Origin of the sequence: Flavobacterium sp. XN-5 (assembly GCF_008033395.2) — a bacterium.
Lineage (GTDB): Bacteria > Bacteroidota > Bacteroidia > Flavobacteriales > Flavobacteriaceae > Flavobacterium > Flavobacterium hiemivividum.
Genome location: NZ_VOGZ02000001.1, coordinates 1,053,446 through 1,074,565, shown reverse-complemented (window position 1 = coordinate 1,074,565; position 21,120 = coordinate 1,053,446). Strand labels below are relative to the sequence as shown.

20 protein-coding genes are annotated in these 21,120 nt (G+C 35.1%); 13 read left to right on the top strand and 7 right to left on the bottom strand.

The features are described from left to right. Positions 1-38: 38 nt before the first annotated feature. Complete coding sequence (locus tag FQU23_RS04795) at positions 39-806, bottom strand: TatD family hydrolase (RefSeq protein ID WP_147672813.1); 768 nt, start codon at positions 804-806, stop codon at positions 39-41. 93 nt (positions 807-899) lie between these two features. Here FQU23_RS04795 and FQU23_RS04790 point away from each other — a divergent pair, with 93 nt between their 5' ends. After that, positions 900-1,340, top strand: coding sequence for a retropepsin-like aspartic protease (locus FQU23_RS04790; RefSeq protein WP_147672812.1), 441 nt, complete (start codon positions 900-902; stop codon positions 1,338-1,340). A gap of 71 nt (positions 1,341-1,411) precedes the next feature. Here FQU23_RS04790 and odhB read toward each other — a convergent pair whose 3' ends face one another. From odhB to FQU23_RS04775, 3 genes are all read right to left on the bottom strand, one after another. Beyond that, positions 1,412-2,635, bottom strand: a complete 1,224-nt coding sequence (gene odhB, locus FQU23_RS04785) for a 2-oxoglutarate dehydrogenase complex dihydrolipoyllysine-residue succinyltransferase (RefSeq protein ID WP_147672811.1) — start codon at positions 2,633-2,635, stop codon at positions 1,412-1,414. Between the two features lie 74 nt (positions 2,636-2,709). Further along, positions 2,710-3,300: a hypothetical protein gene (locus FQU23_RS04780; RefSeq protein ID WP_147672810.1), complete on the bottom strand. Its 591-nt coding sequence runs from the start codon at positions 3,298-3,300 to the stop codon at positions 2,710-2,712. 13 nt (positions 3,301-3,313) lie between these two features. Beyond that, positions 3,314-6,091 carry a 2-oxoglutarate dehydrogenase E1 component gene (locus FQU23_RS04775; protein ID WP_147672809.1) on the bottom strand — a complete coding sequence of 926 codons (2,778 nt, stop codon included), beginning with the start codon at positions 6,089-6,091 and terminating at the stop codon, positions 3,314-3,316. 106 nt (positions 6,092-6,197) lie between these two features. On the opposite strand from FQU23_RS04775, the gene FQU23_RS04770 reads away from it, so the two are divergent. Then, positions 6,198-6,740 carry a hypothetical protein gene (locus FQU23_RS04770; protein WP_147672808.1) on the top strand — a complete coding sequence of 181 codons (543 nt, stop codon included), beginning with the start codon at positions 6,198-6,200 and terminating at the stop codon, positions 6,738-6,740. A gap of 95 nt (positions 6,741-6,835) precedes the next feature. On the opposite strand, the gene FQU23_RS04765 is transcribed toward FQU23_RS04770, so the two are convergent. Then, the gene (locus FQU23_RS04765; RefSeq protein ID WP_132109872.1) at positions 6,836-7,189 is read right to left on the bottom strand and encodes a hypothetical protein; all 354 of its coding nucleotides are present in this window, start codon (positions 7,187-7,189) and stop codon (positions 6,836-6,838) included. Between the two features lie 44 nt (positions 7,190-7,233). After that, positions 7,234-8,208, bottom strand: coding sequence for a polyprenyl synthetase family protein (locus FQU23_RS04760; protein WP_147672807.1), 975 nt, complete (start codon positions 8,206-8,208; stop codon positions 7,234-7,236). Between the two features lie 163 nt (positions 8,209-8,371). On the opposite strand from FQU23_RS04760, the gene FQU23_RS04755 reads away from it, so the two are divergent. The 5 genes from FQU23_RS04755 to FQU23_RS04735 all read left to right on the top strand — a co-directional run bounded on the left by FQU23_RS04755 (position 8,372) and on the right by FQU23_RS04735 (position 15,269). Beyond that, entirely contained in the window at positions 8,372-8,914 is a 543-nt protein-coding gene (locus tag FQU23_RS04755; RefSeq protein ID WP_132109995.1) for a YceI family protein, read from the top strand. Positions 8,915-9,009: 95 nt separating this feature from the next. Next, entirely contained in the window at positions 9,010-9,606 is a 597-nt protein-coding gene (locus tag FQU23_RS04750) for a TetR/AcrR family transcriptional regulator (protein ID WP_147672806.1), read from the top strand. After that, positions 9,606-10,949, top strand: coding sequence for a TolC family protein (locus tag FQU23_RS04745; RefSeq protein ID WP_147672805.1), 1,344 nt, complete (start codon positions 9,606-9,608; stop codon positions 10,947-10,949). Before FQU23_RS04750 ends, FQU23_RS04745 begins: the two co-directional genes overlap by 1 nt. 5 nt (positions 10,950-10,954) lie before the next feature. Beyond that, positions 10,955-12,016 (top strand): efflux RND transporter periplasmic adaptor subunit, encoded by a 1,062-nt coding sequence (locus FQU23_RS04740; RefSeq protein WP_147672804.1) that lies wholly within the window; start codon positions 10,955-10,957, stop codon positions 12,014-12,016. A gap of 79 nt (positions 12,017-12,095) precedes the next feature. Then, positions 12,096-15,269, top strand: coding sequence for an efflux RND transporter permease subunit (locus FQU23_RS04735; RefSeq protein ID WP_147672803.1), 3,174 nt, complete (start codon positions 12,096-12,098; stop codon positions 15,267-15,269). 149 nt (positions 15,270-15,418) lie between these two features. Here FQU23_RS04735 and FQU23_RS04730 read toward each other — a convergent pair whose 3' ends face one another. Beyond that, entirely contained in the window at positions 15,419-15,772 is a 354-nt protein-coding gene (locus tag FQU23_RS04730; protein WP_147672802.1) for a toxin-antitoxin system YwqK family antitoxin, read from the bottom strand. Positions 15,773-16,003: 231 nt separating this feature from the next. Between FQU23_RS04730 and aspS the strand changes: the two genes are divergently transcribed. From aspS to FQU23_RS04700, 6 genes are all read left to right on the top strand, one after another. Then, positions 16,004-17,752, top strand: a complete 1,749-nt coding sequence (gene aspS / locus FQU23_RS04725) for an aspartate--tRNA ligase (protein WP_147672801.1) — start codon at positions 16,004-16,006, stop codon at positions 17,750-17,752. A gap of 129 nt (positions 17,753-17,881) precedes the next feature. Continuing rightward, a complete protein-coding gene (locus FQU23_RS04720) occupies positions 17,882-18,076 on the top strand; it encodes a cold-shock protein (protein WP_007137066.1) in 195 nt (64 codons plus the stop codon). 241 nt (positions 18,077-18,317) lie between these two features. Further along, entirely contained in the window at positions 18,318-18,683 is a 366-nt protein-coding gene (locus FQU23_RS04715; protein WP_147672800.1) for an NADH-quinone oxidoreductase subunit A, read from the top strand. 79 nt (positions 18,684-18,762) lie between these two features. Beyond that, positions 18,763-19,311, top strand: a complete 549-nt coding sequence (locus FQU23_RS04710; RefSeq protein WP_132109863.1) for an NADH-quinone oxidoreductase subunit B — start codon at positions 18,763-18,765, stop codon at positions 19,309-19,311. Positions 19,312-19,315: 4 nt separating this feature from the next. After that, complete coding sequence (locus FQU23_RS04705; protein ID WP_132109862.1) at positions 19,316-19,837, top strand: NADH-quinone oxidoreductase subunit C; 522 nt, start codon at positions 19,316-19,318, stop codon at positions 19,835-19,837. 32 nt (positions 19,838-19,869) lie between these two features. Continuing rightward, positions 19,870-21,108, top strand: a complete 1,239-nt coding sequence (locus FQU23_RS04700; RefSeq protein ID WP_147672799.1) for an NADH-quinone oxidoreductase subunit D — start codon at positions 19,870-19,872, stop codon at positions 21,106-21,108. The last annotated feature ends 12 nt before the right edge of the window (positions 21,109-21,120 follow it).

The window sequence follows — 21,120 nt, the reverse complement described above, 5'->3', positions numbered from 1 at the left end:
TGAACAAAAAAAATATTAAATTTTAAATTAATTCTATTTTAAATTCCGAAAATCCTTTTAGAGTTTTCGGTTGTAATCGTTGCAATATCTCTTGCCGGAAGATTATAAATAGCAGCCAATTTATCAATTATATTTAACAAATAACTACTTTCATTTCTTTTCCCTCTATAAGGAATCGGAGCAAGATACGGAGAGTCCGTTTCTAATACAATATGGCTCAAATCAATTTGGTTCAAAAACTGGTCAATTTTTCCATTTTTGAAGGTAACTACGCCGCCAATTCCCAATTTCATATTATATGAAATCGCTTGTAAAGCTTGCTCGTATGTTCCAGTGAAACAGTGAAATATACCAAATAAATCAGCAGATTTCTCATCTTCTAAAACTTCATATACTTCATCAAAGGCATCTCTACAGTGAATTACAATGGGTAATTTATATTTCTTTGCCAATTGAATTTGCTTCCTGAAAGCATTTTTTTGTTCTTCTAAAGTGGTTTTATCCCAAAACAAATCAATCCCTATTTCCCCGATGGCGTAAAACTTTCTTTTCGCCAATTCGTTTTCCACGTGCATTAATTCTTCAAGATAATTCTCCTTTACATATGTTGGGTGTAAACCCATCATTAAAAAGACATTATCAGGATAGTTTTTTTCTAATTCATACATCGCTTTAGTGTAGCTAGAATCAATCGCTGGGATAAAGAATCGAGAAACACCGGCATCCAAGGCACGTTGAATCATTTCATCTCTGTCTTGGTCAAATTCTGAGCTATAAAGATGGGTATGCGTATCAGTAATTGTCATTTATTTTAATTTGAAAGGCACAAAGTTAGCATTTTGATTGGTCAATCTTTAGATTTTTAGATTACATTTGGATTTCATTTTTTTTTTGGATTTATGAAAAACCTACACGACATCCTTAAAAAGGAAAACTATAAAAAAATAAAATTTAAAATTACCAAAACTCAGCATCTGCTGATAAAGGCAAAAATAAATGGTGTTTCAGGGAATTTTATTTTAGACACTGGCGCCTCCAGCAGTTGCATCGGCTTTGAAAGCGTTGATTTATTTTTATTGGAAGCCAAAACATCAAAAACAAAAGCTTCTGGAGCGGGAGCTACCGGAATGCTTACACAAATAGCTACCAAAAATCACTTGCAATTAGGCAATTGGAAAAACCGTGACTTTGATCTCGTTATTTTTGATTTATCACATGTCAACGAAGCATTAATCGAATATAAAACAAAACCAGTCCACGGAATTATTGGTGCTGATGTGTTACTGAAAGGAAAAGCAATTGTAGATTATTACAATCACTATTTGTATTTATTAAAGTAATTTTTAGAAAAAGAAAATTCCCATTTAACATCTACTGTCAAATGGGAATTTTTTATAATTAGAAATGAATATTACAATTCAAATGCTTTCTTAGGATTGTTATCCAATAAAAGTTCCATTGGGTTTTCTAAAGCCTCTTTTACTGCTACTAAGAAACCTACAGACTCACGACCATCGATAATTCTGTGGTCATAAGAAAGTGCAACGTACATCATTGGGTGAATTTCCACTTTACCGTTTACAGCAATTGGGCGCTCGATAATGTTGTGCATTCCAAGGATTCCAGACTGTGGAGGATTGATAATTGGCGTACTTAACATACTTCCAAAAACACCACCATTAGTAATTGTAAAAGTTCCTCCTGTCATATCATCAACAGTAATTTGACCATCACGAGCTCTAATAGCTAATCTTTTGATATCTGCTTCAACACCACGGAAAGTTAAATTCTCTGCGTTGCGAACAACAGGAACCATTAATCCTTTTGGTCCTGATACTGCAATTGAAATATCACAGAAATCGTAAGCAATTTTATAATCACCATCCATCATAGAGTTAACATCTGGATATAATTTTAATGCTCTTGTAACCGCTTTTGTAAAGAAAGACATATATCCTAAACCAACACCACCATGCTTCGCTTTGAACTCATCTTTATACTGATTACGGATCAAGTTGATAGGCGTCATGTTTACTTCGTTGAAAGTAGTTAACATCGCTGTTTCGTTTTTGGCAGCAACTAAACGTTCTGCTACTTTACGACGCAACATTGACAATTTTGTGCGCTCAGATCCACGGCTTCCTCCTGTAGGAGTTCCCATAGATGGCGTAGCGTTTACAGCATCGTCTTTAGTGATTCTTCCATCTTTTCCAGTTCCTGAAACTGAACTAGAATCTATATTTTTTTCATCTAATATTTTTCTTGCTGCTGGAGAAGGAGTTCCTGAAGCATAAGTTGCTGCTGGAGCTACCACTACTGGAGCTGTAGCCGCTGCTTTTGGCGCTTCGGCAACCGGAGCTGCTGGAGCCGCTTCTGATGCAGAACCTGTTGGCTTAGCTGCAGCTGTGTCAATTAAACAAACTACGGCACCTACTGCAACTGCGTCGCCTTCCTCCGCTTTTAATGTGATAATCCCACTAGCCTCTGCAGGTAGTTCTAGAGTTGCTTTATCTGAGTCAACCTCAGCGATTGCTTGATCTTTCTCTACATAGTCTCCGTCTTTTACCAACCAAGTTGCAATTTCAACTTCCTTTATAGATTCCCCTGGTGATGGGACTTTCATTTCTAAAATCATCTTGTATAATTTTTAAATTATGAATTTTAATTTTCTTTTGATTATCTAATTCCTGCAAAGGATAAATAATCTATTTATTTTATTTCTACTGTATTCGAAATATAATTATTATCAGCAGTCAATGTAGGATATGCGTCTCCTTTAGCTTTTCTTTTTTCATACTTCTCAATCGAGCGTTTTACTAAACTCTCTTGATCGCTTTCCGCTTCGGCTAAATCTTCATCACTAATTTTAAATTCTTTTGCTTTCACGATAGCATCTAGTATATCAGCTTTTTTTCTTTCGAACTTTTTAATGTTCTTATAATTGTCCTGATTATTATCAAAAGCCACTAACTTAACGCCCGCTTTGATCGCTCCCATTTGAGGCTCTGAATCGATTATATAAACTTTACCAGCTTCTAATTCTGCTTCTAAAAAATCTACATTTTCAGATTTTGACCAAAACAAGTGTTTCCCTGGCTCACATTCATAAGCTAAGTACTTCCCATGGTTGAATTTTCCTAAGTATTTGTCATTGTCAAAATACTTAAAGTTAATTAGAAATCCCACCGAAGATACTCTTGTAAAATAAACTAGCGCTTTTCCTTCGCTAGGCTTTCTTAATTCTTGGGAATAACTTACTGTCGAAAACAGAATAACAATTAATAAAACGATTTTTTTCATACCTAAGAACAAATTAATTTCTAAATAAATCTTTGTCAAAAACCATTTTTATTGCATCTGCATGACGGCGTTTTGCTCTTGTCGAACTTCCTGATGCTGATGCTGAATAAGCTTTTAATGAAGCTAATCTCCATTTCACTAAGTTGAAATTCATCAACATAAAGCTATAAGCTCCCATGTTTTTAGGTTCTTCTTGTGCCCAAACGTAATCATCAACATTTGGATATTTAGCGATGATAGCTTTTAATTGCTCTACTGGTAATGGAAATAGTTGTTCTATTCTCACAACTGCTACATCGTTACGTCCGTTTTTCTCTCTTTCGGCAGTAATGTCATAGTAGAATTTACCCGTACAGAAAACTAAAGTTTTCACCTCAGCTTTATTTACTGCATCGTCATCGATTGTTTCTTGGAAACTTCCGTTTTCTAATTCTTCGATTGTAGAGATGCATCTTGGATCACGCAACAAACTCTTCGGTGTAAACACAATAAGTGGCTTACGGAATTTTGTTTTCATTTGTCTTCTCAACAAGTGAAAGTAGTTAGCTGGCGTTGTACAATCAGCAACAAACATATTTTGTCTTGCACAAAGTTGCAAATAACGCTCCATTCTTCCTGAAGAGTGCTCTGCTCCTTGTCCTTCATAACCATGTGGTAATAATAGAACAATCCCGTTTTGGTTGTTCCATTTGTCCTCTCCACAAGAGATGTATTGGTCAATCATAATTTGGGCTCCATTACTGAAATCTCCAAATTGCGCTTCCCATATTGTTAAAGTATTGGGGTTTGCCAATGCATATCCATAATCAAATCCTAAAACTCCGTATTCAGACAATAGTGAGTTAAAAATATTGAAATTCCCTTTTTTACCTTCTAAACTATTGATTAAAGTTACTTCTTCTTCCGAATCCTCTACTTTTACAACGGCATGACGGTGAGAGAAAGTTCCACGCTCTACATCTTGCCCAGAAATACGAACATCAAAACCTTCTTGTAGCAAGGAACCATAAGCTAAATGCTCAGCCATTCCCCAATCAAGCTTATTTGTTTCGAAAAACATTGTTTTTCTGTCGTTGATTAGCTTTTGGATTTTATTGATAAACTTTTTATCTGTAGGTAAGTTAGAAACTGCGTTTGCAACCTGAGTCAATCCCTCTCTTGAATAAGAAGTATCAACATTTTGAAGCATTTGTACGTCAGTAACCTGCTCAAAGCCCAACCACTCATTTTTCATAAATGGCGTAATGATAGTCAAGTCCTTTTTACGAGAAGCTTCTAAATTCATTTCTAAATTAGATTTGTACTCCTTCTCAAGTCCTTTCACATAATTAGCGTCAATAACTCCGTCAGCCATTAATTTTGCAGCATAGATATCTCTAGGATTCTGATGTTTTGCAATAATTTTATACAATACTGGCTGTGTAAAACGAGGTTCATCTCCTTCGTTGTGACCGTATTTTCTATATCCTAATAAGTCAATAAAAACGTCACGTCCAAATTGCATTCTGAATTCTAATGCAAAAATCATCGCATGAACTACTGCTTCAGCATTATCTGCATTCACGTGTAATACTGGAGACAAAGTTACTTTAGCAACATCTGTACAATAAGTAGAAGATCTAGCGTCTAGGTAGTTTGTTGTAAAACCAACTTGGTTGTTGATTACAATATGAATTGTACCACCCGTTTTATATCCATCTAGACGGGCCATTTGGATAATCTCATACAGTATTCCTTGTCCTGCAATCGCAGCATCACCATGAACGGCGATAGGCAATACTTTTGAAAAATCATCTGGGAAATACTTATCTTGTTTTGCTCTTGTAATTCCTTCGATTACAGCACCTACTGTTTCAAGGTGCGAAGGATTTGGAGCCAAATTGATATTAATTTTCTTTCCTGTTCTTGTTATTTTGTCGGCAGTAAGTCCTAAGTGGTACTTCACGTCACCGTCAAAATATTCTTGATCGTAATCTTTACCGTCAAATTCTCCGAAAATATCTTGAGTAGATTTCCCGAATATGTTTGCCAATATATTCAAACGACCACGATGTGCCATTCCCATTACAAATTGCTCCACTCCCATGTCGGCAGCTTTCTCAATTAATGTGTCAAGGGCTGGTATTATTGATTCTCCACCTTCCAGTGAAAAACGTTTTTGACCAACATATTTAGTATGTAAGAAGTTTTCGAAAGAAACTGCTTCATTTAATTTATATAGAATTGATTTCTTTTCCTCACTTGAAAAGTTAGGCAAGTTATCGTTAAGTCCTATTTTCTCCTGTATCCATTGAACGATCTCTGGCTTTCTGATATACATATACTCCACACCAATGTGCTGGCAATAGATTGTATCCAAATGCTTTATGATCTCTGTAAGTGTCGAAGGTACTTTACCAACTACCTTCCCAGCGTCAAAAACAGTATTTAAATCTGCTGCTGAAAGTCCAAAATTAGCGATATCAAGTGAAGGCTCAAAAATCCTTCTATCTCTAACAGGATTCGTTTTAGTGAACAAATGTCCACGGGAACGGTAGCCTTCAATCAGATTTAATACTTTAAATTCTTTATGAATTTTTTCTGACATTTGATCGTAGTCCACATTTCCAGCAATAAAACTGGCATTGTTTTGTACGGGCTGTTCCCCGTTGTACGTTTCCATCCCAAAATCAAAACCTTGAAAGAAACTTCTCCAACTTGGCTCTACGTTATCTGGATTGTCAAGGTACTGATCGTATAATTGTGCGAAAAACTCTGTATGTGCTGCGTTTAGAAATGAAAACCTATCCATAATATTAGTGAATATACTTTTTGTTAAAATAGTTTCGCAAAAGTACAATAATCCCGTAAATTTATATTTAATTTTATATATTAATATGTTAAAAAAATAGATAGTTATGAGAAAAAACAACTCTTACACCATTTCAAAGTCCGTTTTCATTGCCATAATCGCATTAATTACTAATACTTTGCATGCACAGCAGCAAACAATTACAACAAATTCCAGCAGTGATTTTTGGAAAAACGTACAATTTGGAGGAGGAATTGGCCTAGGCTTCAGCACTGGATATACCAATATCTCTTTATCGCCAAGCGCCATTTACAACTTTAACGAATACGCTGCCTTGGGTCTTGGCGCTCAATACACTTACATTAAACAAAAAAACTTTTACAATGCCAACCTATATGGAGGTAGTGTTATTGGGTTATTAAATCCCTTTCCGCAAATTCAGCTTTCAGCCGAATTAGAGCAATTGCGTGTAAATGTCAATTTTTATGATGCCAACAGTAATTCTCAAGATTTTTGGAATACGGGTTTGTTTTTAGGAGCAGGATACCGCAGCGGATATGCCACAATAGGAGCACGATATAACGTATTAAGCGATAAGAATAACATCTACGGCACCGCTTTCATGCCGTTTGTCAGAGTGTATTTTTGAGAGAGAAAATAGAATAAAGAAATAGAGTATAGAATTAAAAATTTGAGGTGATTGAAGCGCATCTTCAAAAACATCAAGTCCTTAACTTCTCCATTTTACCGGTACTTGTTTTTAAACCAAACCTTTTGCCACTCTCTTTTTAGAATCAAAAAAGAGACTTGCTCTGCCAGTACAACCACATCTGAGCCGTCCATTTTTTTGACTTCATCTTCAGAAACATCGATGATATAAAGTAGGTTGAGATATTCAGCAAATTTGTGCTGAATCAATCGATAGATTTTTTCATGCAATTGAATTTTCAATTCATTAGGAGAAACACTCATCGGAAAATCGATCCCTTCATTTGCTAAATTGAAGTCCTTATTAATTTGTTCAATTAATTTAAGATATAAGGATTCGTTTTCTGCTTCAGAAAGTAGTAAATCAGCATTTTTGGGAGCTATAAACATAGTATGTAATTTTCTGTGGTAAATTCAATTGCAATTGAGACTGCTTACACCTTTCTTCCCATTAAGTTTTCACCAAAAGTGCGCAACAAATCTTTTTTATCCGCTTCGATATTCATTTTTTCTAAGGTTTCAAAAGCCTTAAAAGTATAGTCATGTATTGCTTCCTGAGTCGCTTTTGATGCTCCTGAAATATTGAAAATTTCTTTGACAGCTGCAATTTTAGCTGAACTATCCTCTAAATGTAAGGAGAATAAATCTTGTAATTGAAGTGCTTCCTCTTTAGAAGAAAACACTAACGCTTTTAAGTATAAATATGTTTTTTTATTCTCGATAATATCTCCACCTACTTGCTTTCCAAAAGTTTCTGGATCTCCAAAAGCATCTAGATAGTCATCCTGAAGTTGAAAAGCCAAACCTAAATTTAACCCAAACTCATAAATCAAGTCCGCATTTTCCAGGGAGGTTTCGGCTACTATCGCTCCCATTTTCATGGCTGCGGCAACAAGAACTGCGGTTTTGTATTCGATCATTTTGAGATATTCCGGAATAGTAACATCATCTCGAGTTTCAAAATCAACATCCCATTGTTGTCCTTCACAAACTTCAAGCGCAGTTTTACTAAATAATTTTGCCAATTGCATAAAAACTGCAGGCTCATATTGTTCGAAATATTGATAGGCTAAAATAAGCATTGCATCACCCGATAAGATTCCGGTGTTAACCCCCCATTTTTCATGAACCGTGATATTTCCTCTTCGCAAAGGTGCGGCATCCATAATGTCATCATGAACTAAGGAAAAATTATGAAAAACCTCCACTGCCATTGCTGCAGGAAGTGCTTTTTTATAATCACCATTAAAAACCTCGGTAGCCATTAAGGTTAAAAGAGGACGAATTCGCTTTCCTCCTAACCCTAAAATATAGGCAATAGGCTCATATAAGTTTTCAGGCTCTTTAGTAATAGTCTGCTTTTCTAAATAAGTGATGAAAAAATCTCGGAACTGGTCGATGGAGTGCATAAAACTAATTTTTGGGGCTAAATTACAGCATTCAGCCTTGATTACAAACTCTGTATTTCAATGAAATGTAAAATAAATTAAAAAAAACATGGAAACTTTAAACGTTTTCAAAGTTTCCATCGTATCTTTGCATCCGAAAATTAACTTATTGTAATTTATTGTCATGAATGCAACCTTACCTCTTACAGCAACAAAATGGACTATTGACTCGAGTCAATCTGATGTTTTAATTAAAGCGAGACACTCCATTATCGCATATATAGCGGGTTCTCGCAATAAGTTTAATGGCCATTTAGATATTCATGAAGATGAGCTAGAAGATGCTTCTGTTGAATTTCAATTAGATGTTAATAATAAAGACATGAGTATCGACCGCATCGACACAAATTTAATACTAAATGATTATTTAGACATTAAAACGTTTCCAATAATCAATTTCAAGTCGACTTCATTTCAAAAAATAAGTAAGAACATCAATTTCTTAAAAGGAAACTTAACCATTAAAAACATCACGAAAGTAGTTGAACTTGATGCTGAGTTAATAGGAATCACCACTTATGAAGGAAGAAAAAAAGCATTGTTTGAAGTTACGGGACAAATAAGCCGTAGCGATTTTAACCTTAGAACAAACTCCTACGCTCAAAATGCTGGAATTGCTTTAGGCCAAGATATAAAACTAATTGCCAACTTAGAATTTACCATATAAATTAACAGCAACTTCTTGATTTTCTAAAGCTTTATTTATACGATCTGCCTTTTATTGGATAAAAAAAAAGAACTAAATTAATTTCGACATAGATAATGAAAGAGAAAATAATTAACAAAGCAAGCGAGATGTTTTTAAAACTAGGTTTTAAGAGCATTACAATGGACGATATTGCCGGTGAAATGTGCATTTCTAAGAAAACGATTTACAAATATTTCTGTAATAAAGAAATTCTAATTGAGGAAAGCACTGTAGCAATACATACTGAAATACACACCATAATTGACAGTATCGTAAGCAAAGGCTACAATGCAATTCAAGAAAATTTTGAGATCAAAAAAATGTTCAAAGAAATGTTTCAATCTTCAGATGATTCTCCAAGCTTTCAATTAAAAAAACATTATCCTGAGATTTATGATAAGGTAATGAAACGAGAAACCACTGAATTCAATTCGGTATTTAAAAATAATATAGCAAAAGGAATAAGTCAAGGATTGTATCGAGAAAATATTAATATTGACAATTACACAAAACTTTACTACAATCTTATTTTTAGCATTAAAGGAAGTACCAGTTCTGAAAAAGAAGGCCAACTCTTAGAACTTGAAATATTAGAATACCACACCAGAGCTATGGCTACAGCTGCTGGAATTATTGAACTAGAAAAACATTTACTAAACCCGACCATCTAATGAAAAGATTAATTTTACTAACATTCCTAACATTTGCTTACGCAGCAAATGCGCAAGAAGTAAAGACACTTACTTTAAAGGACGCTATTGCTTATGCTTTAGAAAACAAATCTGATGCTAAAAAAGCAAAACTAAAAGTAGAGAATAGCGAGTACCAAATCCAGGAAGTTCGCTCTAGAGCTTTACCGCAAATTACTGCTAATGGAGGACTAACTTATAACCCAATTTTGCAAACAACTTTTATTGACGCAGCATCCTTTGGTGGAGATCCAGGAACTACTATTAAGGCTAATTTTGGTCAAAAATGGACTTCCGTTGCCGGCGTTTCTTTAACTCAAAATTTATTTGATCAATCTGTTTTTACTGGTTTAAAAGCGGCCAAAACTACGAGAGAGTTTTACCAAATTAATGAGCAGTTAACAGAAGAGCAAGTAATAGAAAGAGTGGCAAATAACTATTACCAAGTTTATGTACGAAGACAAAATCTAAACGTTTTAGACAGCACTTATGCTAACACTACCAAGGTTAGAGACATTATCAAAGGACTTTATGACAATGGATTGTCTAAGAAAATTGATTTGGATCGAATTGTAGTAAAACTTTCGAATATAAAAACACAACGTCAACAAGTATTGAATGCGGTTTTAATTCAGGAAAATGCATTGAAGTTTTATATGGGAATGCCTATTGAATCACAAATTGAAATTCCACAAACTGCTTTTGAAGTAACACCTCACTCATTTACAGAAACTCCAAATACCGAAATGCGAACAGAGTTTTTATTGATGAAAAAACAGGAACAATTACTAGAATTCCAAAAAAAGTCAATCATAGCAGGCTACTACCCTACATTATCACTTTCGGCAGGGTATAATTATATAGGTCAAGGTCCAAAAATGCCTTGGGGAGCAAAACCGTCTGATGGCGTTTACTGGACTGATTTCTCATCAGTAGGATTGAATTTAAGAGTTCCCATTTTTTCTGGTTTTGACACTAGATCTAAAGTTAGAAAAGCAGATATCGAATTACGATCTGTAAAGGAAGATTTAATAGACACAAAACTATCTCTAGATTTAGCTTACGCCAATGCAAAAACTCAAATTGACAATAGCATCATAACGATCGAAAATCAAAAAGGAAATGCACAATTAGCGCAAGATGTACTAAAAAACACCAATAATAACTACATACAAGGTTTAGCTACGTTAACTGATTTATTAGATGCTGAAAATGCATTTACCGAAGCACAAAACAACTATACCGCTGCAGTATTAGACTACAAACTAGCAGAAATTCAATTAATCAAATCAAAAGGAGAACTAAAATCACTACTAAATAACTAATCAAAATGAAAAAGAATATAATAATTACAATTGTAATACTTGCAGCCTTAGGTCTTATTGCTTTTACTTTAATGAATAACAAAAAAGAAAATGAAGCAAAAACGGCTGTTGTAGCTCAAAAGAATGCAAGCGTATCCGTAAAAACAGAATCCGTTACAACGGAAGAAGTTTCTTTAGACTTTTCAGTAAATGGTGTTTTTCAACCATTGCAAGAGTTAAACTTTTCTGCTGAGAAACCAGGAAGAGTTGTACGAGTACTAGTAGAGGAAGGATCTTCAGTAAGAATAGGACAAACACTAGCAATAGTAAGAAGCGAACAAATTACTTCTGACTTAACTACAGCGCAGGCTGCTTATCAAAATGCGTTGACTGATTTTAACCGTTTTGAAAACGCATACCAAACTGGTGGTGTAACAAAACAACAAGTAGATCAGGCTAAATTAAACTTGGTTACTTCAAAATCAAGATTACAACAAGCAAAAATAAATGTAGGTGACACTAATATCAAGTCAACTATAAACGGAATAGTAAATAAAAAATATATCGAGCCCGGTTCTGTTTTAGGTGCTGCTACGCAAATGTTTGAAATTGTAAATGTTTCGAAATTAAAACTAAAAGTAGCCATCAACGAAACGCAGGTTGCTGGTTTAAGAATAGGAAACGCAGTAAATGTAACTGCCAGCGTATATCCTGATGCTAATTTTGCTGGGAAAATCACCTTCATCGCTCCAAAGGCAGATGCAAGCTTGAACTTCCCTGTAGAAATCGAAATTGCAAACAATTCTACAAATGACTTAAAAGCCGGAATGTATGGAACTGCAGTGTTTGCATCCAAGCAACAAAAGCAATCGATGATGGTAGTTCCGAGAAATGCATTTATAGGAAGTGTGAGCAGCAATCAGGTTTTTGTTGCAGAAAATGGTGTTGCTAAATTAAAAACAGTAACCGCAGGAAGAATTCTTGGTGACAAAGTAGAAATCATAGACGGACTTTCAGATAATGAAATTGTAATTGTAACGGGACAAATTAACTTGACTGACGGAACAAAAGTGGACTTTATCAAATAAATCAAAAATTTGTTCCAGATGAAAAATTTCGAGTTTTTAAAACTAGATTTTTTCTCTGAAACCTGAAATTATATTATATATGAAAATAGCAGAAATATCCATAAAACGTCCGTCGTTAGTAATTGTGCTCTTTACAATTTTGATTCTTGGCGGTCTCTTTAGCTACAGTCAATTAGGCTATGAATTAATACCAAAATTTGAGCAAAATGTAATTACGGTGGCGACCATTTATCCTGGCGCTTCCCCTTCTGAGGTCGAAAATACAGTTACCAAGAAAATTGAAGACGCAGTTGCTTCTTTGGAAAACATTAAAAAAATCGACTCTCGTTCTTACGAAAGTTTATCTACGGTTTCCATCACACTGAACACAAAAGCAAAAGTTGACCTTTCACTCAACGATGCCCAACGTAAAATAAACGCCATCATAAGCGATTTACCAGACGATGCAAAAACACCATCTTTAAGTAAATTCTCCTTAAGTGATTTACCAATTATGACTATTGGTTCCAATAGTAACATGGATGAAGTCGCTTTTTATGACTTAATTGATAAAAAAATAGCGCCTGTTTTATCCCGTGTAAATGGAGTCGCTCAGGTAAATATTATTGGTGGACAAGAACGCGAAATACAAGTTAGCCTTGATGCCATAAAAATGCAAGGTTACGGACTTTCAATTCCGCAAGTACAGCAGATAATTCTATCTTCTAATTTAGATTTCCCAACTGGAAACATTCAAACCCGCGATCAAAAAATATTGATTCGTTTAGCGGGTAAATATAAAAACGTAGATGAATTAAGAAATTTAGTCGTTTCTTCTAACAACGGTATTCAAGTACGTTTGCGCGATATCGCCGATGTTCAAGATGGACAAAAAACTGCTGAAAAGATTGCTCGCGTTGACCAAAAAAGTGCTATTATTTTACAAATCGTAAAACAATCAGATGCTAATGCGGTTGCGGTTAGTGAGGAAGTACATAAAACCATCACTAAATTAGAAAACGACTATAAAAAGGATGATGTAAAATTGAATGTCGCTAACGACAGTTCGGTATTTACATTAGAAGCTGCAGACTCTGTAATTCACGATTTACTGATTGCCGTATTTTTAGTAGCGTTTGTAATGTTATTTTTCTTGCACAGTGTAAGAAACTCCTTGATCGTAATGGTTGCTATTCCTGCTTCCTTGATTTCGACCTTTATCGGGTTTTACTATTTGGGATATACTTTAAACTTAATGAGTTTATTAGGACTATCGCTGGTTGTAGGTATTCTTGTGGATGATGCCATTGTAGTATTAGAAAATATTTACAGGCACATGGAAATGGGGAAAAATAAGGTTCGTGCAGCTTATGAAGGAACAGCCGAGATAGGCGCAACGGTAACTTCGATCACCTTAGTAATTGTTGTTGTATTCTTACCTATTGCAATGAGTACAGGATTAGTTTCGAATATTATTACACAGTTTTGTGTTACCGTAATTATTTCGACATTATTCTCACTTTTAGCATCTTTTACAATTATTCCATGGTTGTCTTCCCGTTTTGGAAAACTTGAACATATTGAAGGTAAAAATGCTTTTGGTAGAGTTATTCTTGGATTCGAAAAATTATTAACTCGTTTTACGAATTGGGTTACTAATTTATTAAAATGGTGTTTGGATCATTACAAAACAACTTTAGCTGTTGTCCTTGTGCTATTCTTTAGCTCAGTAGCTTTAGTTCCATTTGGATTTATTGGTGGAGAGTTTTTTGCCAAATCAGACAGTGGAGAATTTTTGGTTCAAATAGAATTACCAAAAGATGCTTCCTTAGAACAAAGTAATTTCATGGCCCAAAAAGCAGAAGCTTTCTTGAACACACAAGAATATGTGAAAAGTTTAATTACTAAAGTTGGTGAAACCAGCGAAGGAATGGGAGCTTCACAATCTACCGCATACAAGTCAGAGATTAATGTAAAAATGATTGATCAAAAAGACAGGACAGATGATTCCTATGTCTATGCCGCTAGAATGAAGCTGCAATTAGAAAAAATATTGGTTGGTGCCAAAGTAAAAACAGTACCAGTAGGTATTTTAGGAACTGCTGAAGATGCACCTATTGCCTTAATTGTTACGGGTACAAGTCTAGAAAGCGCGATGGTTTTTGCCAAAGAAGCCGAAGCAGAACTTATCAAAATACCTGGATCAACGGGAGTAAAACTATCTGTAGAAACTGGAAATCCTGAAATTAATGTTCAGGTGGACAGAGATAAAATGTCAGCACTTGGCTTGACTCTACAAACTGTAGGTATGACCATGCAAACTGCTTACAGCGGAAACACGGACGGAAAATTTAGAGCGGGTGAATACGAGTATGACATCAACATCAAATACAGCAGCTTTGACCGTAAAAGCATCAATGATGTAAGTAATCTTATTTTTATAAACGATAAAGGAGAACAAATAAAATTGTCTCAATTTGCGACAGTAAAAGAAGGTTCTGGACCAAGTCAATTAGAGCGTAGAGATAAAACTGCATCAGTTACCTTAAAAGGACAAACTGTTGGAGTACCAGTAGGGAATGTGGTTGCGCAACTTGAATCAAAATTAGCGACAATGAAAAAACCGGTTGGTGTTAACTACATTTGGGGTGGTGATCAAGAAAATCAAAGTGAAGGTTTCGGAACCTTAGGTTTTGCTTTATTAGCAGCAATTATCTTGGTTTACCTTGTAATGGTAGGATTGTATGATAGTTTTGTTCACCCGTTTGTAGTATTATTTGCAATTCCGCTTTCGTTTATTGGAGCGTTATTAGCCTTGGCTTTAACCAACAACACCTTAAATATATTTACCATCCTTGGAGTTATTATGCTTATTGGTCTGGTCTGTAAAAATGCGATTATGCTTGTGGATTACACGAACCAGCGAAGAGCTGCCGGTGAAACCATTAGAACCGCATTGATCCAAGCCAATCATGCTCGTTTGCGTCCTATTTTAATGACGACAATCGCAATGGCTTTTGGTATGTTCCCAATCGCATTAGCATCTGGTGCTGGTGCCGAATGGAAAAATGGACTAGCTTGGGTAATCATTGGAGGATTAATCAGTTCTTTATTCCTAACCTTAATTATCGTTCCGGTAATTTATGAAATCATGGAAAAATTGATCTACAAGTTTACGAAAGGTAAGAAAACAGATTTTGAAGCTTTGATAGTCGCTGATTATGAACCAAAGGCACTAAGTGAAGATGGATTTAATCCTGAACATACACTTTAACTATAAATTTGAAATAGAAAAAGCCGTCTTTCCAAACATGGGATAGACGGCCTTTCCTTTGAAAAATCGTATTTGACAAGTTGTTTGCAGCAAAAAAAAGGCTTCCGGTAAATTCCGGAAGCCTTTTTTTTTTACTAAAATAAATTTAATTAATCCACATTAACTATTGCATCTTGTTTCCAGTTTTTCACGGAAGCAACTCTATTATCTGAATAATCCACTTCACTTACAACTGAACCATTCCAGAAAAACCACTTGCCTACTTTTTGTCCTTTATTATACTCCGCAAGAGCAGTTTTATTTCCATTTACATCAAAGGATAACCATTGTCCTTGTAGTTTCCCGTCTTTGTAAAAACCTTCCTGTTTCACTTGGCCATTCTCATATACATAAGTAGCCTTAACTAAATTCCCAACTGCTTCCAATTTAGGTTTTATAGCGGTGTTCTGTGCAAAAATCATTCCTGAGATTAACATTGCTCCGATAACTATATATTTTTTCATCTTGTAAAGTTTTAATGGTTCCTTCATCAAATATATAAATAATTTTACATTAAAAACATAATTTGGTAACAATTTAGTAACATTAGACGAAAGCTTAACATTGTAAATTCTTAACATATTCAATTACCGTTACTAAAAAACCATTTTTCTCAATTCATTGTTCATAATAAATTCTAAATTTGCAGCTAAGCCCAAAGAGGCGAAAAGATGGAATAATCTAAAATTTTGATAATGTATAGAAGTCATAATTGTGGCGAATTAAACGCCTCACACATAAATACTGAAGTTACACTTGCCGGTTGGGTTCAAAAATCTAGAGACAAGGGATTCATGAATTGGATTGATTTACGTGACCGTTATGGAATTACACAATTAATTTTTGACGAAGGTCGTACTGAAAAATCAGTTTTTGAATTAGCAAAAACTTTGGGTCGCGAATTCGTAATTCAAGTTAAAGGAACCGTTATTGAGCGTGAAGCGAAGAACAAAAACATCGCAACTGGAGAAATCGAAATTTTAGTTACAGAACTAACTATATTGAATGCAGCATTAACACCGCCCTTTACTATCGAAGATGAAACTGATGGCGGTGAAGATATTCGAATGAAATACCGCTATTTAGACATTAGAAGAAATCCTGTAAAAAACAGTTTATTATTCCGTCATAAAGTAGCAATGGAAGTGCGCAAGTACCTTTCTGATTTGGATTTCTGCGAAGTAGAAACGCCTTATTTAATCAAATCAACTCCTGAGGGAGCTCGTGATTTTGTTGTTCCTTCTCGAATGAATGAAGGACAATTTTACGCTTTACCACAATCGCCACAAACCTTCAAACAATTATTGATGGTGGGTGGTATGGATAAATACTTCCAAATCGTGAAGTGTTTCCGTGACGAAGATTTACGTGCTGATAGACAGCCCGAGTTTACACAAATTGATTGCGAAATGGCATTTGTGGAACAAGAAGATATTTTGAACGTTTTTGAAGGCTTAACAAGACATTTACTGAAACAAATTAAAGGTATCGAAGTAGATAAATTTCCACGTATGACTTACGAGCATGCGATGAAAACTTATGGAAATGACAAACCGGACATTCGTTTCGGAATGGAATTTGGCGAACTAAACAAATTTGCGCAACACAAAGAATTCCCAGTTTTTAATACTGCCGAATTAGTGGTGGGAATTGCAGTTCCAGGCGCAGGAAGTTATACTAGAAAAGAAATCGATGCTTTAATCGAATGGGTGAAACGTCCACAAGTAGGCGCATCAGGAATGGTTTATGTAAAATGCAACGAGGACGGAACCTATAAATCATCTGTAGATAAATTCTACGAACAAGATGACTTAATTAATTGGGCAAAGACAACCGAAGCAAAAGCTGGCGACATGATTTTTGTACTTTCTGGTCCTGCTGATAAAACTAGAGCGCAACTTTCTGCTTTACGAATGGAATTAGCGACACGTTTAGGATTAAGAAACCCAGCCGAATTCGCACCACTTTGGGTAGTTGATTTCCCATTATTAGAATTTGACGAGGAAACTGCCCGTTACCACGCCATGCATCATCCGTTTACTTCCCCTAAACCGGAAGACATGCATTTATTAGAAACCGATCCAGGAAAAGTTCGCGCAAATGCTTATGATATGGTATTGAACGGGAATGAAATTGGAGGTGGCTCTATTCGTATTCACGACAAAGCGACACAACAACTTATGTTTAAATACCTGGGCTTCACAGAAGACCAAGCAAAAGAACAGTTTGGATTCTTAATGGACGCATTTCAATTTGGAGCGCCACCACACGGAGGATTAGCCTTTGGATTAGACAGATTAGTAGCTATTCTAGGCGGACAGGAAACCATTCGTGATTTTATCGCTTTTCCAAAAAACAACTCTGGAAGAGATGTCATGATTGACGCTCCATCAGCTATTGATGACACACAATTAAAAGAGCTTCACATAAAATTGAATCTGTAGTACTTTATCAGTAACTAATGGTGGAAAACGCTGAAAATCAAATATTTTCAAAAAAAAAGAATATTTATTAACAAACATATGATAATAAATATTACATTTGCTTCATTATAAATTATTATTACAATTACAATGCGTACAGGTACAGTTAAATTTTTCAATGAGTCAAAAGGTTACGGATTCATTACAGACGAAGAAACAGGAAAAGACATTTTTGTTCACGCTTCAGGAATCAACGCGGAAGAATTACGCGAAGGTGACAGAGTTAGCTATGAAGAAGAAGAAGGAAGAAAAGGAAAAGTTGCTGCGAAAGTAGCAGTTATCTAAGCAAAAAATTATTTTTTGCTACGAATGTTTAAAACGTTTCGATTTACTTCGGAACGTTTTTTTTTTGGTTTCAACTCTAAAAATTCCTTTCTAAAAATAAGATTTGAGTTTATTATTTATAATCATTAAAAATTAGGAAGCAATTGGATTTTCAACACAACTAAATTCCGTATTACACTTGTGTTTTAATTCATTGAAACCTATCTTTGTCGCTAATTTTAGCACATTTAAATCATTAATTATGCAATCTGATCAGTTAAGTTATATTCCGATTTTGTTACAGTTTTTATTGGCTGCCGGGTTTGTAGTAGGAACTATTTTCGTTTCTGGAAAATTAGGACCTAAAAGAAAATCAGTAGTAAAAGGTAAAAACTTTGAATGTGGTATTGAAGGTATAGGAAATGCACGTATTCCGTTCTCAGTAAAATACTTTCTTGTTGCGATATTGTTTGTTCTTTTTGACATTGAAGTTATCTTTCTATACCCTTGGGCAATCAATTTCAAGGAGCTAGGAATGGAAGGAATGGTTAAGATGGTGATATTTATGCTTTTACTTTTGGTGGGGTTTTTCTACATCATCAAAAAGAAAGCTTTAGAGTGGGAATAAAACTAAGAATGCGATTTATAATAAAAGATTTCATTTAGGAAAAATCCTAAATCGTAAATCCTATAATCTATAATTTAAGATGAGTAATTCAAATATAAAAATAGTTGAGGCACCAGAAGGTTATGTTGGAGAAGGTTTCTTCGCCACAAAACTAAATGATGTTGTAGGTTTGGCTCGTGCCAATTCCCTTTGGCCTTTACCCTTTGCAACTTCTTGTTGTGGTATTGAGTTCATGGCAACCATGGGAGCACATTATGATATCGCTCGATTTGGTTCTGAGCGTTTAAGTTTTTCTCCTCGTCAATCAGATATGTTATTGGTAATGGGAACTATTTCGAAAAAAATGGCTCCTGTTTTACGTCAAGTTTACGAACAAATGTCTGAACCTAGATGGGTTATTGCTGTTGGTGCTTGTGCATCTTCAGGTGGTATTTTCGATACTTACTCAGTGTTACAAGGAATTGACAAAGTAATTCCTGTTGACGTATATGTACCGGGTTGTCCTCCAAGGCCAGAGCAAATTTTAGATGGCGTAATGAAATTACAAGAACTGGTTAAATCTGAATCTGTAAGAAGAAGAAGTTCGCCAGAGTACGAAGCATTAATGGCCTCTTATAACATCAAATAACGACATGGCATTAGAAAATACTGTTATTCAAGATAAATTAACGGAAACCTTTGGCGAGAATGTTTTTCACTTTAATCAAGAAAAAGATATCTTTTCATTTGAAATTACTGCTGACAAAATCACAGCGGTCATTCTTTTTTTGAAAAACGATCCTATATTGCGTTTCAATTTTTTAACTGATTTATGTGCGATACATTATCCAGATAATGAAGTAGACAGACAAATTACAATGGTGTATCACATGCACAATTGGTATGATAACAAACGTGTGAAAATCAAAGCTTTTATCAACGGCGACAAACCGGAAATAAAAACAATTTGTAACATTTTCAAAAGTGCAAACTGGATGGAAAGAGAAACTTATGATTTTTACGGCGTAGACTTTATTGGCCACCCACAATTGAAACGTATCTTGAACATGGATGAAATGGTTTCATTTCCTATGCGTAAAGAGTTTCCATTAGAAGACGGTGGACGTACAGATAAAGACGACCGTTTCTTCGGAAGAACAATAGACAATTGCTAAAAACACAATATATAATTTTTCACATTCTATAAATGTCAGAACTATTATTACCACCAGAGCATCGATATGCTAAAATCATGAAAGAGAAGCTAAATGACGATGGAAGCGAGCTTTCTATTCTTAATTTAGGTCCTACTCACCCCGCTACGCACGGAATTTTTCAAAACATTCTGTTGATGGATGGGGAACGCATTTTAGAAGCCGAGCCAACTATTGGTTACATACACCGTGCTTTCGAAAAAATCGCAGAAAATCGTCCTTTTTACCAAATTACTCCACTTACAGACCGAATGAACTATTGCTCCTCTCCTATTAACAATATGGGATGGTGGATGACTTTAGAAAAATTACTTGATATTGAAGTGCCAAAACGTGCTCAGTATTTAAGGGTTATTGTAATGGAATTGGCACGAATTTCTGATCACCTTATCTGTAACTCTATTTTAGGAGTTGACACTGGAGCCTTTACAGGGTTTCTTTACGTTTTCCAATTTAGAGAGAAAGTATATGAGATCTACGAAGAAATTTGTGGCGCTCGATTGACGACTAACATGGGAAGAATTGGTGGTTTCGAAAGAGACTGGTCTCCTGAAGCTTTTAGAAAATTAGATTTATTTTTAGAAGAATTTCCAGTTGCTTGGAAAGAATTTGAAAATCTATTCGTAAGAAATAGAATTTTCATGGACAGAACCATAAACGTGGGAGCAATAACTGCTGAAGAAGCTATTTCTTACGGATTTACAGGTCCAAACTTACGTGCAGCAGGTGTTGATTATGATGTACGTGTAGCACAACCTTATAGCTCATACGAAGATTTTGATTTTATAGTTCCCGTTGGAAAATCTGGAGACACTTACGATCGTTTTTGCGTTCGAAATGCAGAAGTTTGGGAAAGCTTAAGTATTATTCGTCAAGCTTTGGCAAAAATGCCAGCAGGAAATGAATATCATGCTGAAGTTCCAGACTATTACCTTCCTCCAAAAGAGGATGTTTACACAAACATGGAGTCTTTGATATATCACTTTAAGATTGTAATGGGTGAAGTTCCCGTTCCAGTTGCGGAAATATACCATCCTGTTGAAGGTGGAAACGGAGAATTAGGTTTCTATTTAGTAACTGACGGAAGTCGTACTCCTTACAGACTGCATTTTAGAAGACCTTGTTTTATATACTATCAAGCTTATCCAGACATGATAAAAGGAGCATTGCTTTCTGATGCGATTGTAATTTTATCGAGTTTAAATGTAATTGCAGGAGAATTAGACGCTTAGAGATTGAGGATT